The 17029-nt window shown below is 40.5% G+C and carries 12 protein-coding genes; 5 read left to right on the forward strand and 7 right to left on the reverse strand.

Annotated features, from left to right (window positions below; genetic code table 11):
• Positions 1 to 125 precede the first annotated feature (125 nt).
• Entirely contained in the window at positions 126 to 617 is a 492-nt protein-coding gene (locus AC07UV_RS13955) for a SixA phosphatase family protein (protein ID WP_495184195.1), read from the forward strand.
• Positions 618 to 910: 293 nt separating this feature from the next.
• Here AC07UV_RS13955 and AC07UV_RS13960 read toward each other — a convergent pair whose 3' ends face one another.
• From AC07UV_RS13960 to AC07UV_RS13975, 4 genes are read right to left on the reverse strand one after another with little or no spacing between them, the layout of a single operon-like run.
• Complete coding sequence (locus tag AC07UV_RS13960; RefSeq protein WP_495184196.1) at positions 911 to 1729, reverse strand: hypothetical protein; 819 nt, start codon at positions 1727 to 1729, stop codon at positions 911 to 913.
• A 1-nt stretch (position 1730) separates the two neighbouring features.
• Positions 1731 to 4301, reverse strand: coding sequence for a TonB-dependent receptor (locus tag AC07UV_RS13965; protein WP_495184197.1), 2571 nt, complete (start codon positions 4299 to 4301; stop codon positions 1731 to 1733).
• An 18-nt stretch (positions 4302 to 4319) separates the two neighbouring features.
• Complete coding sequence (locus tag AC07UV_RS13970) at positions 4320 to 5333, reverse strand: FecR family protein (RefSeq protein WP_495184198.1); 1014 nt, start codon at positions 5331 to 5333, stop codon at positions 4320 to 4322.
• A 2-nt stretch (positions 5334 to 5335) separates the two neighbouring features.
• Positions 5336 to 5950, reverse strand: a complete 615-nt coding sequence (locus tag AC07UV_RS13975; protein ID WP_495184199.1) for an RNA polymerase sigma factor — start codon at positions 5948 to 5950, stop codon at positions 5336 to 5338.
• A gap of 235 nt (positions 5951 to 6185) precedes the next feature.
• Between AC07UV_RS13975 and AC07UV_RS13980 the strand changes: the two genes are divergently transcribed.
• The 4 genes from AC07UV_RS13980 (at position 6186) to AC07UV_RS13995 (ending at position 10830) form a co-directional block, all read left to right on the forward strand.
• The gene (locus AC07UV_RS13980) at positions 6186 to 8186 is read left to right on the forward strand and encodes a thioredoxin domain-containing protein (protein ID WP_495184251.1); all 2001 of its coding nucleotides are present in this window, start codon (positions 6186 to 6188) and stop codon (positions 8184 to 8186) included.
• A 37-nt stretch (positions 8187 to 8223) separates the two neighbouring features.
• On the forward strand, positions 8224 to 8721 hold the full coding sequence (locus AC07UV_RS13985) for an FKBP-type peptidyl-prolyl cis-trans isomerase (protein ID WP_104383926.1): 498 nt from the start codon (positions 8224 to 8226) through the stop codon (positions 8719 to 8721).
• Entirely contained in the window at positions 8702 to 9511 is an 810-nt protein-coding gene (locus AC07UV_RS13990) for an SMUG2 DNA glycosylase family protein (protein ID WP_495184200.1), read from the forward strand. Before AC07UV_RS13985 ends, AC07UV_RS13990 begins: the two co-directional genes overlap by 20 nt.
• A 578-nt stretch (positions 9512 to 10089) precedes the next feature.
• The gene (locus AC07UV_RS13995; RefSeq protein WP_495184201.1) at positions 10090 to 10830 is read left to right on the forward strand and encodes a hypothetical protein; all 741 of its coding nucleotides are present in this window, start codon (positions 10090 to 10092) and stop codon (positions 10828 to 10830) included.
• 118 nt (positions 10831 to 10948) lie between these two features.
• Here the strand turns inward: AC07UV_RS13995 and AC07UV_RS14000 are convergent, their stop codons facing one another.
• The 3 genes from AC07UV_RS14000 to AC07UV_RS14010 all read right to left on the reverse strand — a co-directional run bounded on the left by AC07UV_RS14000 (position 10949) and on the right by AC07UV_RS14010 (position 17018).
• On the reverse strand, positions 10949 to 12094 hold the full coding sequence (locus tag AC07UV_RS14000; RefSeq protein ID WP_495184202.1) for a metallophosphoesterase: 1146 nt from the start codon (positions 12092 to 12094) through the stop codon (positions 10949 to 10951).
• An 11-nt stretch (positions 12095 to 12105) separates the two neighbouring features.
• The gene (locus AC07UV_RS14005) at positions 12106 to 13557 is read right to left on the reverse strand and encodes a RagB/SusD family nutrient uptake outer membrane protein (protein WP_495184203.1); all 1452 of its coding nucleotides are present in this window, start codon (positions 13555 to 13557) and stop codon (positions 12106 to 12108) included.
• Between the two features lie 113 nt (positions 13558 to 13670).
• A complete protein-coding gene (locus AC07UV_RS14010) occupies positions 13671 to 17018 on the reverse strand; it encodes a TonB-dependent receptor (RefSeq protein ID WP_495184204.1) in 3348 nt (1115 codons plus the stop codon).
• Positions 17019 to 17029: the final 11 nt, after the last annotated feature.

A 17029-nucleotide genomic window follows, 5' to 3' on the forward strand; every position in this document is an offset into this window, starting at 1 on the left:
TGTACTTTTTTCAAAACTTCATTTATTATTATTTGTATTTATATTCAATACTTGCTGTCTCTTGTCTCAAACACAATGAAATGCAGAACAAAAGCGTTAATAGTATAGAATCAAAAATTTTAATCATGGACAACAGTAAGAAACTCTATATCATCCGACACGCCAAAGCCGAAACCATTCCCGGGATTAACGACTTTGATCGCGCATTAACATCTGAGGGCATACAACATGCGAAACAGGTAGCAGAGAAGCTGGCGACCAAAGTCACACTCAATGAAAACAGTCTTGTCATCAGTTCACCCGCCAATAGGGCCTTACAGACCGCCCATGTTTTTTTAGAGGTAATGGGCTCGCCCCAATTTGATATCCAGCTAGAAGAATCCATATATGAATGCACCTACAAACATTTACTGTCAGTCATCAATACCATCCCCGATCACATCGATCATGTATTACTCTTTGGACACAATCCGACATTAACTGACATGGTTGAATACCTGACACGGAAGTCGGCCTACCTGCGTACTTCATCATTTGCAGAGATTAAACTCGATACCGGTTTTACCTTTCAAATGCTCAGTGGTAATTGCGCGGATCTTTTACAGATCATTGATTAAAATTCTATTCAAAGAACAAATAAGCTCCAAAGGATAATCGTCTTATCTCTTCACTATGTTCAGCGAAGTTGATAAGACGTTTCAATAATGACATCCTTTTGTGGAAATAGTCCCAATACTTTTTTAGAAATTTTTATTTTTTTTAATCGGCCGTAATCGTTGTATTAATAGCTCCAAACTGGGCATCGCAGCTATTCAGATAATTAAAGAATGGAAAAGACCAAAGTGATTTCAGCAGAAGTGGTCTTCCGCTGTGAATGTATTAACCATAAGGTAAAAGATAATAGTTCGGACTACCTGCTGTTTCTAATATCTTTCATCGGGATCGTCCTATAAACTCCATCCATAGCATAGAAAAAACCAAGCGTATTACCCGAAACATTTCCTTCCACATTTGCAGGAACCGCAGACAATAGGCCCTTCCATTCCGTCTCTTGAAAGAGGTTGTAAAGGAATCGAGCATAGCGTGGTGAGACAGAAAGCTTAAACACCATCAGACTATCCTTTTTTGACATCTCGTAATTATAGGTACGTCCAAGCAATGTATTGAGTACATTGGGAGCACCCAAGCGGTAACTATAACTAAAAGGCAACCGGAAGGTAGAGATATCTTCATTTGAAAAATCTTTCTGGGGTACAATCAACCATTTATTGGAAGTTTTCATACCAAATAGATGTTTGCTTACCTTGACTTCCCAATTGTTATTTAAGCTGCTCTTTTCAACGGGTAAAAAAGCTTTTTCAATAGGTACAGTCGGCACTAATTGGTCCTCTGCTTCATACACCTTACCGTTCAATGTTATCCGTAACTGAAAGATATTTCCGACAGTATCCTTCAGATTAAATAGCTTACCCATATAGAGACCTTCTCCCAATTCTTCGAATTCGATTGTATTTGGTCCGTTAGCGATCTGGACAGTAGCACCTGTAACCCCGACAGTCATCCCATTTGAATGCAATCCATCTAATTTTTTCAATTGGATATACTGCTCTTTATACATCGTATTAATCCCACCTTCAACTATCATATCATAGGACTGTCCTGTATCCACAAGTGACTTCTCGCAAGAAAGTAGCAGGCAACAACCTATAAAAATCAAAAACACTCTCATATTAAAATCTCATTGCGTAACTGATTGATGGTACCCGTCCAGAGAACGAGTTTTTTTTGATAGCCAAGTTCCCATTGCCATCTTCCGAGAAACTATAATAAAGCGGATTCCGCTGATCAAAAACATTGTATAAGCCAAAATTCAATGTATGCCGTGTGCCCCGTTGCCGTTGTTTTCTAGTTTCCAGATCTACTGAGCAATTCAGATCCAATCGACTAAATGTGGGCATACGCTGAGAATTACGCCTGGAATAAACCGGTACATAAATTCCTTCATATTCCATAAATCCAATTGGATAAGTCAAAGGTCTACCGGTATGAATTGTATAGAAAACACTAAAATGAACACTGCGTCCCAAGTCATAAGACAAATTACTCTTAAGCACGTGAGGGATATCAAAGTTAGCTACATATTCCCTCCCTTTGTTGATTCCATTTATCTTGCGGAAAGACCTGGACCAACTATAGAGTACACTAGCTGACAGATCTCCAAAGCGCTGATTGATTGATAATTCCAATCCATAAGCCCGACCATTTCCTTGTCGCAACTGCGTTTCGATAAAAGGATTGAGAATGAGCTGTGCATGGTCAATCAACTCGACCTGATTTCCCATTTTCTTCCAATAGCCCTCTAGCCCAATATTGCCTTTATACATTAATCTATTGACCCGAAAAGAAAGTACATCTGCATACTGGGGTTTTATATTTGGCCCCGCGGGTACCCATGCTTCCAAAGAGGAAAATGCGAGCTCATCATTTTGCAAGAGTTGCAAGTATTGATAACTCCGACTATAGCCCAACCGTAATGCATAATCTGCCCCCAATTTATATTGTAGCGAGAGGCGAGGTTCCAAACCATAATACGATTTCTTTTTTTCGGCATCATTTGCCAATGGTTTGGACTGACCAACACCGAGTAGATAATAACGTCCAAAAGACGTATTAAAGAAAGCATTTACCCTAGTTCCGATGATAACGCGAAACGCAGAATCTACTTTCCAGTTGAAAGAAATATAACCCGCATAATCATAGGCCTGCGCCCTAAAGATATTATCTTCGTTATTGCCATTTATAGGAGATATCTCCCCTGGTTTAAAACGATGCAGTGTCCCCTGAAGTCCAAAATCCAAGGTCCGATCTAAACCCATAAAATAGGTGAAATCCGATTTCAAACTGAAATCACGTATTCGAGTCAGCCAGATTTGATTATCCGGAGATTCCGGTTTACTGATATCCAACTTATTATGGTAATCGCTGAATATCGCGGAGAGGTTCAGAAACAATCGCGAACTATGCACATGGTTCCAACGTAAGGTTGAAGTCCAATTGCCCCAGCGATTTGTATTTTTATTCGGTGAGGTAACTTTGTCCTGGCCATAATACCCAGATAAATAGATACGATTTCTATTGTCAAGTGTATAGTTCAATTTAATATTATAGTCACTATAGATACCTTTTACGTTAAACAGGCGGTAATCCGTGTTCAATACATTGGATAGGCTGGTCCGTGCAGTAGCAATAAAGGCACCTTTACCTTTTTTAATAAACGGTCCCTCTGCTCCCAGTCGTGTAACAAGCAAACTGGCTCCGCCAAAAACATGGAAATTATTAGCATCACCATCCCTCGTGCTCATATCCATAATAGAGGAAAGACGTCCACCTAAATTTGCAGGAAGTGCATCTTTATACACTTGCGTATTTTTTAAGATATCTGAATTAAAAACAGAGGTTAAACCAAATAAATGTGAAGGATTATAGACCACCGCCTCATCAAGAAGAATTAAGTTCTGATCCTTGCCACTCCCGCGGACAAATAAATTACTTCCTCCTTCCGTCAATCCGTTGATACCGTTTTGCATTTGTAAAACCTTCATAATATCGGCTTCACCTTTATAAAATGCATTTCTGCGCGCTCGGGGCCAGTTGATTTTGTCAGTAAAATGACCTGTATATTGGACTATCAATGAAGAATCTATATCCACCACAACTTCATTTAGGCTCAAATCAGCAGGTGCAAGCTTTATAAGTACGTAGCCATCCTCCAATTGGGAGCTCAAGCGAATTGCTCGAGTCTTATACCCCAAATAGCTGACAAAACAACTGTAATCTCCCTGTGGGAGCGTAAGTGAATAAAATCCATATTTATTGCTCAAGTTACTTTTATTCTTCTCAGGGATCATTAAAGTCGCACCGATCAAACTTTCTCCGCTCAAACTATCAACAACGCGTCCTTTGATGGTAAAACCCTTATCCTCCCTATAGAAAATCAATGCCCGATTGATCATCGTAAAACCGATTTTCGAATCCTTCAGCAAATAATGTAGAATATCTTCCAGACTGGACTTATTGAAATTTGTGCCATAGATGATATTTCTATTGAAGATCTGCTCATCATAAGACATTGACAGGCTATAATTCCGATGAATTTCTGTCAAAATCTGAATAATCTCTTTATTTTTGGTATCAATGGACACCCTGATATCAGATAAATTGTTTTGAGCCAGCGATTTCGATCCAGTCAAAATAATCAGCCCGAAAAAAACGAGAAAACGATACAGAAAAATACCCTTCATATCAATAATCCCCAATCGCTATTCGTAGATACTATATCCTTTTTTACTCGCTTTCCATTTCACATTTAAAGTCTTGGAAAGAATCTGCACAATTTCATTGAGCGATTGTCCATCAAAATACATGCTCAATTTCCGTGATTTCAGATCCTCACCGACCACAACGATATTCGACTGAAAACGCTTTCCAAGATCCAAACAGATATTATCTAAGCGTTCATTGGAATAGCTGAGTTTCTGCGCAACTTTATCATCATTGTCCGGAGGGCTAAGATCTATCTTTGACAGAGAGGCTGTCTCATGTTTAAAAAATCCTTTTTCATTCTTTCGCAGAATCAGTTCTTTTGCAGAAGGTCCTTTTCCACTGCTCAAGGCCACAATCCCCTCTTTCACCAACACTTCTACATCTTTGGCGATCAAATTGATTTCAAAGGCAGTCCCTATATCGCGTACATAATTATTGGCTAGATCAACTACGAAGGGCGATGTACGCTCATGCTTCACATCAAAAAAAGCTTTTCCTTTTTTTAGTTCAACAAAACGTTGCTGGTCGAACGTACGCTTATTGAATACAGCTTCAGCACCCGCATGTAGTACCATGACAGAACTATCGGGCAATACGATACGTTCCTGCGTGGCTGCTCCATACAATCTGACTTCATAGCCCATCCAACGGTCGAAGTTCAGGTAGCTAGCAAACCCAACCAATAGTAACACTGCTGCTGCAACGAGTTTTGTCCAGGGTTTCCAGATCGTTTTTATTGCAGGAGGTTTCTGTTCTTCTTTATCCGCAGTTTTTTCATCCAACTGATGTTTAAATCTTTCCCATTGACTATTGGTATCTACATTTTTATACTGCTCCAGCACAATAAGGTCACTGGATATCATTCTGACTTCATCGTATAGCTTACGGTTTTCCAGATCCTCAGAAAACCAACGTTCAAGCAACAGCCTTTCCTCTGCGGAAATAACCCCATCCAATTCTTTCTGGATCAGGTTATAAGGAATAAATCTTGAAGTATTGTTTTCTTCCATATCTATAAGATAATAAACTGAACAAAAAGTCCTAATGAAAAAAATAAAAAGCCAATTAAGAGCAATAGATAAGTTCTTTGTTTGGCCAATGCGACCCGAATTTTATCATAGGCGATGGTCAAATGATTTTTAACGGTTTTAATGGAAATCCCCAATTGATCTGCAATTTCCTGCTGCTTCATCTTATCATACTTACTCATCAGAACGATTTTTCGACACTGTGGCGGCAGACTCTCCAGTATACTTTCGATCATCAGCAGTTTAGACTCATATCTCGCAGCTAGGTCAGCTTGATCATTATCCTCCGCCAGATCCAGATCTTTGATATAATCATTATTTCGATCCAGCAGACGCTGATTCTTTTTGAGGTGGGTAAGGGAAAGATTGATGACACTGCGTGATAGATAAGCTCCAAGTGATTGATTAATTGCTAGCTTATCCGCATTTTCCCATAACATCATAAACACATCGTTTGTCAACTCTTCGGCGATCGCTTCATTTCTCACGTACCGAAAAGACAATGTATACAATTTACGGAAATAGGCTTTATAAATAGTTTCAAAAGCATCTCTGTCTTTATGAACTATCTTTTTGAGCAGGTCAACGTCGTTTGACATAGGACTTCGGTAAAGCTAATAATAATCGCATGTAAAAGTAATGAATTTCATCAAATTAACCTGTTCTTATTGAAATGAAAAAATAAAGTTATTCCCCCCCAGAAATAAGGTATTCTCCAAGACAAAACACCAAATAACAATCAGATTTCTTCTTCTGAATATCTCTTCTTAAACGAAGAAACAGAAAGCTATGCTACAACAATTATCTTTCCTCCATTTTCACTACCTTCGTCTTATGGCGAATCAACTTCAGTTTGAAAACTCCCCTTATCTTAAGCAACATGCACACAATCCCGTGGATTGGATGCCATGGGGAGCCGAAGCCTTAAAAAAGGCAAAAGACGAAAATAAACTTATCATTGTTAGCATAGGTTATTCGGCCTGCCATTGGTGTCATGTGATGGAACGAGAAAGCTTTGAAAACTCGGCTATTGCTCAGACCATGAACAAATTCTTCGTCTCCATAAAAATCGACCGGGAAGAACGCCCAGATATTGATCAAGTCTATATGCTCGCTGTTCAGCTGATGACCAACGCTGGTGGATGGCCTTTGAACTGTATATGTCTACCTGATGGCCGTCCGATTTATGGCGGTACCTATTTCAAACCGCACGACTGGCAGAATATCCTGTTGCAAATTGCTCAAATGTGGGAAGAGAAACCAGAAGTCGCTTTGGATTATGCTAATAAATTAACCAGTGGCATCCAACGGGCTGAGAAACTTCCCATCCACCCCATTCCCGAACAATACACACACAAGGATCTCGAAGAAATAATCAGTCCATGGAGCGAAACCTTCGATAAGAAAGAAGGTGGTTATACAAGAGCTCCTAAATTTCCGCTCCCCAACAACTGGTCTTTCTTTTTAAAATATGCTGTACTCACTGGCGATCAAGCCACATTGGATCATGTGCATTTTACCCTGAAAAAAATTGGTTCAGGTGGAATCTATGACCAGATTGGTGGTGGTTTTGCCCGTTATTCAGTAGACCACTACTGGCATATCCCTCATTTTGAAAAAATGTTGTACGATAATGGCCAATTACTTTCCCTTTATGCCGAAGCTTATCAACTGAATAAAGATCCATTTTATAAAAGAATAATCGAAGAAACGATTTCTTGGACTGAGCGGGAAATGCTTGCCCCCAATCATGGTTTCTACAGCGCACTTGATGCGGATAGCGAAGGTATTGAAGGAAAATACTACTCTTTTTCAAAAGCCGAATTCGATGAAGTGCTGGGCAAAGACGCCGAGCTATTTAGTCAATATTTTAATATTACCGAAGAAGGCAACTGGAAGGAAGAACATACGAATGTCCCCATTTGCGCCATTAATGCAGACCAGCTAGCGACAAAGGTCAATATGTCAGCTGACGAATGGGCAGATTTTTTAGAAACTACCAAGCGGAAACTATTTGATTATCGCGAACAACGTATTCGACCGGGACTCGATCATAAACAATTGACAACCTGGAATGCCCTCTTATTGAAAGGGCTAATAGATGCCTACCGCAGTCTTGGCACGAAGCATTTTTTGGATCTCGCGCTAAATAATGCCGCGTTTATTTGTGCAGAGCTAATTCGGGACGACAATTATTTATTGCATCAACCACAGGATGAAAATCGTGCAATAGCAGGGTTTCTAGATGATTACGCTTTTACCATAGAGGCCTTTATAGCACTGTATGAAGCTACATTTGACCAAAAATGGTTGACCATAGCCCAACAACTGGCAGACAGGGCTATTGCATTATTTTATGATGTGGAGCAAAAAACATTTTACTATACCTCGGCTGAAGCTGAAGAACTGATCGCCCGAAAAAGTGAGATTATGGACAATGTGATACCCTCCTCTACCTCCACAATGGTTCGTCAATTGAAACGCTTAGGATTACTTTTTGATAATGAAAATTATACCGCGATAGCCGATCAATTGCTGGCTAATGTATTTCCGCAAATCAAGACTTACGGTTCCGCCTATTCAAATTGGGCAATATTATTGCTAGAAGAAATATATGGGATCAATGAAATCGCGTTGACAGGCGAGGATGCTCTAGCTTTTCGCGAGGAACTGGATCAACATTATATCCCCAACAAAATTGTGCTCGGCGGCATGGAAGAAAATCTTCCATTATTAGAGAACAGAATTGGAAAGGAAACAAAAGCATATCTTTGCAAAAATAAGACATGTAGTCTTCCACAAGATTCCATTACAGCGTTAATAAATTATATTTAATAAACGGTAGCCTTAGGCTCCCAAAAATCAAAATCAGATGGCTATAAAAGCAAACGACGTCGTAGCATTGACGTACAGACTTCACACAGTAGAAAACGGTGAAAAAGTTTTCGTTGAAGAAACAACTGCAGAACAACCTTTAGACTTCTTATATGGTGTAGGTATGATGTTGCCTAAATTTGAAGAAAACATCGCTGACTTAAACGTGGGTGACAAAATTTCTTTCGAATTGGTTCCAGAAGATGCTTACGGTGAAAAAGACGAAAGAGCATTCGCGCAATTGCCTGTAGATATGTTCAAAGAAACAGGTTTACCTCCAGTAGGTGAAGTATTGCCTTTGCAAGATAACCAAGGAAACCAATTCCGTGCTGTAGTTGCTGAAGTAACTCCAGAAATTGTTATTGCAGATCTAAACCACCCAATGGCTGGTAAAACGTTGAATTTCGATATCGAAATCTTAACTGTACGCCCTGCTACTGAAGAAGAATTGTCCCACGGACATTCTCATGGTGTAGATGGCACGCAAGGTCACTAATCAGATCTCAAAATATAAACAAGAAAAGGGCGTCAATCGACACCCTTTTCTTGTTTATAATTCTCTTCAGAATCCGTATATTTCTTCCAAAGCATCCATTATGGTCACATTTGCCGAAAAAGTAATTACATTCAACAAACAGCTCGACTATCACGGGGATCTTCCTGTCGATTTCAATGTCATCAACCCCTACCTCGACAACCCCGAGACACTAATCGTCATGCAGCAATTTTACAATAAGTACTATAATGACAATCTCCAACGTAAATTTATCATCGGAATCAACCCCAGCAGACATGGTGCAGGCGTAACCGGCGTTCCTTTTACCGACACCAAAAGGCTATACAGTGCCTGTGGTATAAAAATGCAATCTGCCCATACACATGAAATCTCCTCGGTCTTTATGTATGATATGATTGAAGCTTATGGCGGTCCTGAAGTTTTCTATAGCCAATTTTACATCAACTCCCCTTTCCCGCTAGCCATCGTTAGACATACAAAACCTGACAATTGGATTAATGCAAACTATTACGACGATAAGCAGCTTTTTGAAATGGTCAGACCATTTATGGTTGAATCCCTAAAACAACATATCAACATGGGACTCGAAACGGAGGAAGTCTTTGTCCTCGGAAAGAAAAATGCAACCTTTTTAGCCAAAATCAACAAAGAGGAGAAACTATTTGGCAAGATGACCATCCTGGATCATCCCCGTTATATCCAACAATATAAATCAAAAGACAAACAACTGTATATTGACAACTATATCCGTCTGTTAAGTGGCTTATAAAATGTGGATAAGCATGTTAATTCACTGAACATCAATTCTATTTATGTTGATAAGTAATCTAACTTATTAAAGAACTATTTGGTCTATTTCTCCATTTACCAATTATAAATGCGTGGAGTAGCTCCAATAGTGTCTCATTGGTGTTACTTTTCAGAATGGAGTCCGTGTTTTATCGACTATTAACTCTCTTTCGAAGATGATTCGGGGCATCTTTAGGCCTTATTCGTACTTACGAGCAGATAAGAGCGTTTTCTGACAGCCATGCTACCGCCTTGTCTCCGTGTATAACTCGGACTCACCACGGACTCATGTCGCTCTCACCATGGATACACCCTTACCATGATACGGAGATGCATCGGAGGAGATGCGAAAGGGCATCGAAGCAGGGGGCTTGCGTCCATGCCATATCCGCTATAAATCTTTACTTGAAAGGTTTATCAAAAAATCAACTGCAAATTTCATAATGCTCATTTACCAGCCATTATCATTTTTATAAAGCCCCATACTTACCAATTTCCATTTTCTTAAAAAGAAACAATTATTTGTTTTTCAGAATTTTAAATACTTAAATTCAATCTATGGCTATACTAGAAAACGGTAGTTTGAAAGGCTTGGTTGGGAACCTTGTCTTTCGAAAATCAAATGAAAAAACAATTGTGCAAACTGGCCCAGGACATAAAACAAAACAAACGAAGGCAACAAAAGCCGCCGCGATAGATTTTGGACACGTTAGTACCGCAGGATCCCGTATCAGACATATAATGGGCGAAATACACCTGAATATGCACGACAGTACCATGCACAACCGACTCATCAATCACTTAAAAAGAGTGACCCGGGCAAACAGAGCTCTTGTGGGCGAAAAGACAGTCCGTGGTGGAAAAATTGATCGTCTCATCAATTTCCAGTTCGTCGAAAAATGCCACATACACGATTTCATGCATTTCGACCCAGAAATAAAATTGTTGGACACAAAGCAAATCGCCATACAGTTTCCAAAGTTTGATATGCAAAAAGATATTCATCGCCCGAGATACTGCAATCTCATGAAAATAAATTTGATGATCGCCATATTCAATTTTGACAAGCAGCAATATATTCGCTGGCATAAACACCAGATTCCATTAAACTTACAGGCATCTTCAAAAGATGTTGAATTGGAAGAATTACTATTTGATGTCAACTATCAAGATGCTGAGACAGTACTTATTGGAATGAATATCGAATACTATGAAAGATTTAGCGACAATTATACTCTGCTAAATAATAAAGATTTGCATCCCGCCGCAATTGTCGGTGCATTTATTATTGATCCCTAAATGATCGATCATTCGTATATAATCACTTTAAATGATGTTTCCTTTCTGGTATCGATAATACAACAAAAGGCCTGAATTAAATTCCGGCCTTTTATCATTAATGCGATGCCTAAGCGATCTAATTTACTGCTTTATTCTTGGTAATGTCATCGTAGATTACCTTAATTTTACCGCCCTCGATTAGCAGCCCCCGGCTACGTCCTTTCAGTCGGTTGGACTCGTTACTGACATTCACACCGTACACTTTTCCTTCATAAAAACTACTTACTTCAGGGAAAATGGTATGCCCAACAAAAATATGCTTAGCACCATATATTTTCATCATACTATTCAAATCCTCTTCACCCAACGGATGGTATTTTTCCTCCTTTACCACCATACCACGGTACCATAATGGGCCTTCGCTGCCAAAGAGAAATGATGCCGCCTCCGACTGCTGCCGCTCTTCCTTAGTATGAAACAGATAACGGCGAACAGAATCGTTGACTGCAGGAATAGTCCATTTTGGATCCAGCATTGCCGTACTCAGCCCCGCATGTACAAAAAGATAATCACCTATTTGCTCCATCGTATTCTTGCTCTGCAGCCATCGACCCAATTCTGTTTCGGATGACCAAAAATCACGGTAACTTTTACCAATGGAATCTGCTAATACCTTATATTTATCCTGCGTATATTTATAATTTCCACGCATCAACATTTCCTCATGATTGCCAAGCAAAAAATGAACCTGTCCTCCAGCCTTAACGGCTTCATGTTCCAATTTATAGATCAGCCAAAAAATCGGCAGGACATCTTTTCCCCGATCAAATACATCTCCTATAATGACAAGTTGATTTTTTCCAAAAGTCCATTCATAATTTGTACCGATCACCTTTTGCGCTTTTAGAATAGCATAAAAAGAGGCAAAGTCACCGTGCGGATCGGAAAGCACCATAATCTTGTCAGTAGGACGATAAACCCCTTTGGGAACTGTTATCGGGTGACGTGAAACCTCAAAATGATATTGACCATCTTCTGTGGACACCGAGAAAGGCTCTTTAAGCGAATTATCGATCTGTATCTTTCCATCAACTACGCGTACAGATTTGGTAGCTCCCGCTTCGTAGAATAAATATGGGCCATCATGTTGCCCCAGTAGTTGTTGGGTCTGTGCGCGCAACTGCTGAAAACCAAACAATATAAAAAGTAAAAAGTACCGTGTACTGATCCAAACTGGATCAGTACATAGGTGTTTAAGATTATATTTCCGATTGTTTTGCATTGTGACGTATTTTAATAACCTGTATTTTGAACAATATTTGGATTTACGTCTATTTCCCTTCTCGGAATAGCCATCTGCGTTTTGAAGTATGTTCGGTCAAATGACTTTGTCTCTGGTCGCAATAAGGGCGAAACGTGCGCCTTACCTTTACGTTCTATCCGCAGGTTATTGCGCATTGCATCAAATAAACGATGACCCTCACCAACGAGCTCACGACGACGTTCTTCCATCACACGGTTCAGGTCCACCGTTCCACTTACCGACTTTGCCGGATTGGCGCGTTTGACAATGGCATTTAAATAATTAAGCGCATTGCTATTATCACCCAATTTCACCGCTGCCTCAGCCGCAATCAAATATGCTTCCGATAAGCGAAGCACGGGAATATCAGCAAACTCTGGATTTTCGTTCTCCGCCATGTTGCCCGGATATTTATTCAAATAGTAATAATCGACCTGCTTGCTGGTATATTTAGTAATCACTTTTTGACGCACATCATTCGGATCATCTTTAAGCAAATTCATATAATCATCTGAAAGAATAATGTCATTGTACCCCAGGCGCCACAACAGGTTGCCAGTCCCCTCTTTTGAGTCACTGGCCTCTACTTTGGTATTTGACAACTGAAACAATATTTCGCTTGTAAAGTCCTTCGACCACACCGTCGCATACTCCTCGTTTTTCCACAATTGGTATTGCCCTTTTTTTGAACTTGCCGCTGCTTCGGCATTTTTGATCAACGCGGCAGCCATTGAAAAGGCCTTTGCATTTTCTCCAGTATAGAGATAAGCCCGCGCCAATACTTGCTCTGCAGCGAATCTATTCAGCTTACCATCATTTCTTGCTGTGCTCAATAGACTATCTGCCCCTTCAAGATCTGTAATAATCTGGGCATATACCTCCTTAACTGTATTTCGTGCAGGCTTACTTGTAGACACATGCTTCTCCGTCTCGATAGGCACCCCTAAAGAAGCGCCTTGATTTACCGCGTACGGTGCACCAAATACTTTGACCAAGTCGAAATGGGCTATCGCACGCATGGTTAATGCCTGGCCCTTGATGTCCTTGAGCACATCGGTCATTTGATCAACTGGCACACCATTTACATAGGCCAATACTCCGTTTGCATTACGGATCACACGGTAAGGTTGATACCAAAGTGAGGATGGTGTATTATCCTTATTAAAGTCAAAAAGATAATAACCTGCTGCACGCTTTGTGTCACCATTGGCGAGCATATCCTCGCCAGTGACATCAGCGTAGTACGTCATGCGCGCGCCGTAATATTCATAACCACGCATAATATCGTAAATACCATTTAATGCGTAACTCGCCTCATTTGCCGATTTAATGGCCTCCGAACTTTCAGTCGAGGTGCTTGGCTGTGCTGTCTCCAGCCATTTGTTGCCACAGCCTGTCAGCAATGTACAGGACAATAACGCTATTGATACTATATTCTTCATCTCTATTTTATTTTTTCCCATCATACTGGTGGGATGATTACCATGATTAAATTTTAAAATTCCCTTCATCTGAAAAATGAAATTATAATCATGAACGAATCAGTGCTTGCTCCTTAAAATTTAACATCCAAACCGAAGGTTACCGTCTTCAATTTAGGGGATTCGAAATATACCACTCCATTTACAGGTACCTCAGGGTCGTAGTTTTTATAGGCCGCAAAGGTCAGTAAGTTCATACCAGAACAGAAAGCTCGGATATTATTCACTTTTAGTCTACGGGAGATATGCTGCGGAATAGAAACCCCGAAAGTCAGGTTTTTCAAACGGATATGGTCAGTAGAATGCACACGGCGTGTATTGGCCACACTGCTCATGTCATATTTATTTCCGACCATAAACATCTCAATATCGGTTTCATCGCCTGGCTTTTGCCATCTCCGCTCGTAATATTTTGGAATATTGTCATAACCTGTTTTACCACCCAATTCCGTTTTCTGCGCACCACTGTCATAGGAATTTCCACCTAGGGAATAAGTCCAGGTGAAATTCAGATCCAGGAATTTATAACGGAATGTGTTGGTAAAACCACCCACAAGTTTTGGATCTGCACTCTTATACAATATCCGCGTTGCAGCAGTATAATCTTCGGTGGTTTCTCTAGAACCTGGTTGAGCAGGATCATTGATGTAATATTGTGGGACACCAGTTTCTTTGTTGATCCCTGCAAATTCAATTAAATAATAGCTATACCATGGTTGACCGATGCGGTGAATCTGTGTTCCATCCCGCAGTTCCAAACTACCATCAGATAAGGCAATCGTCTTATTACGGTTCATTCCAAAGTTTAAGCTCGATGTCCATTTAAATGCACCATTTCGTAGAATATCTGCATTCAAGTCGAGCTCAATACCCGAATTGCGAATCGTTCCAATATTGCTCAGATAGGATGAGAATCCCGTTGTATAAGATGTAGGAACATCGTTCAACAAATCCGATGACTGACGTTGGTACCATTCAAAGGTAAGCCCCAGTCTTTCAAACAAACGTAAATCTAAACCTATATTGAGGTTATTCTGTTTTTCCCATTTCAGACCCGGATTTCCAATCTGGATCTCCCTTATGCCAGGGTTATTCCTATACGGAAATCCAAAACCTGTCAAATCCATATAGGTATAGTAGCTGGATGGCAAAGTACCATTGGTACCATATGAAACACGGATTTTACCATCACTGATTACATCATTTAAAGATGCCATAAAGTCTTCTTTTGTAAACTTCCAAGCTCCGGACAACGACCAGAATGTTCCCCAGCGGTTGCTGCGGTGGATACGCGAGCTACCATCCATACGAATACTACCTCCTAAAAAGTACTTGTCATCAAAATTATAATTAGCGCGCGACAGGTAAGAAAGCAAACGCCATTCACTATTGGATCCCGAAGCATCAATCAAAACCGAACCATTGGACAATACCGTTTTATCCACGGTCGGAAAATTGTCCTTGGCACCGCTCAATCCTTCTTTACGATAAGTATTCACTTCATAGCCTCCCAATATATCCAAATGATGCTTCTCCGCCAATGTTTTGGTATAGGTTAGGCTATTGCGCCATACCATTTGTTTATAATCCGAAAAACTTGTGGTCAAGGAACCATTCGTTTTTTCGCCATCCGAGGTACGGGGATCCGACCAAGAGTTATAGCGGGTTGTTGTATGATCCAGACTAAAGGTTGTATTAAATACTAGACCATCAATGAATTTGTAGTTTGCAAAAACCGTATTGAATGAGCGGTCACCTTTTTCCCGTCGGAAATTGTATAAGGAAGAAGCCTTGGGATTACGTGGGCCATTGGAAAAGAAATCCAGGAAGAAAGATCCATCTTCGTTATAAACCGGCTCTGATGCCGTAATTTTATGCCGTGAAGAATAGATTGGCGAGGTATAACCTCCCCCTTCAGAATTGACGTCCTGTGTAATATTGGAATACAGGATATTGGCTCCCAATTCCATCTTTTCACTCATTTTGTACTTGACGTTCAACCTCCCAGTGAGGCGCTCGAAGCCCGATTGATAGGATAATCCCGTTTGGTTGGTATATCCCATGGATGTATAATAGGAAAGTTTGCTATCTCCACCCGAAGCAGATATATCTGCATTTCTGAAAGGTGAGTTGCGACGAAACAGTTCCTTTTTCCAATCTACCCAGCCGCTTGTCGGCTTAGGTGCATATTTATCAATATTTGCCTGCGCATAATCTTCAATCTGGGTCTCATCCGTTATCTTATCCAGGTAGCGAGCTCTATTGCGCAGGCCCTCCAAAAGCATCTCACGTCGTTGTGGCCCATCCATCACTTCACGAAAATCTGTTGCCTGACTTGATAATCCATAGTCTCCCTTCACTGAAAACACAGGTTTACCTGCTTTACCGGACTTGGTGGTAATTAAGATCACACCACCTGCAGCACGTGAACCGTAAAGGGAAGCTGCCGCCGCATCTTTGATGACGGTAATTTGCTCGATATCGGAGCTATTTATGGTCGACATCACATCCAATCCAGCATTATTCGACTCACTTGAAGCAATATTTTCGGACATCACAGGTACACCATCGATAACGAACAAAGGTTTGTTGGAGGCATTAATGGAACCCATACCACGGATACGGATATCGGTCGCTCCTCCAGGTTGTCCCGATAGGGAGTTCACCTGAACACCAGGTGCATTGCCCTGCAGCATGGTCGAAAAGTTGACTGCCGGAACATCCGCCATCCGGTCGGTACGAATCGTAGAAGCCGATCCCGTATAATCTGCCTTCTTAAAAGTTCCATAGCCCGTGACTACTACTTCCTCCAGATTGGATTGGCTAAACTGCAGACTTACGTTGTGTGTTTCCCCATTGACTTCAACCTCCTTGCGGTCGTAACCTAAAAAACTGAAAACTAGCGTCGCTCCGCGGTTGGCAGCAATCGAATAATTTCCGTTTTGATCTGTACCTACAGTCGCTTTTGTACCCTTTAAGGTAACACTTACACCTGAAAGGGCCTTACCCTGCTGATCGGTGACCTGACCATGAATGTTCTTTTGCAACTCAAGCGTGTTGTCTTTCGCTGTGCCATGCGAGCGATCAATCGCCAAATCAGTCTTTCCAGCCTTAACAACGATTGATTTCCCCTCCTTAAAATAGGTTAAACCATGTGGAGTAAGGAGCTCTGTCAAAGCACGATCCAAAGGAACGTTATTGAAATCAACCGTAATAGCAGGCGTATTATTTACGATTTCTGATTTGCACAGAACAGTATATCCGGTCTGCTTTTTGATTTCACGAAATACGTTGACGATCGAACTATTCTTCTTTTTAATATTTACTGTCTGGGCAAAACTTCCAGCATGGAGCTGCCCCAGTGTAAATAAAAGAAGCATAATAATCATTTTCATAATAATGAGGTATTTATACTTTTTCATTACATTTGATT

The sequence above is a fragment of the Sphingobacterium sp. GW821-FHT03E03 genome (assembly GCF_059420745.1).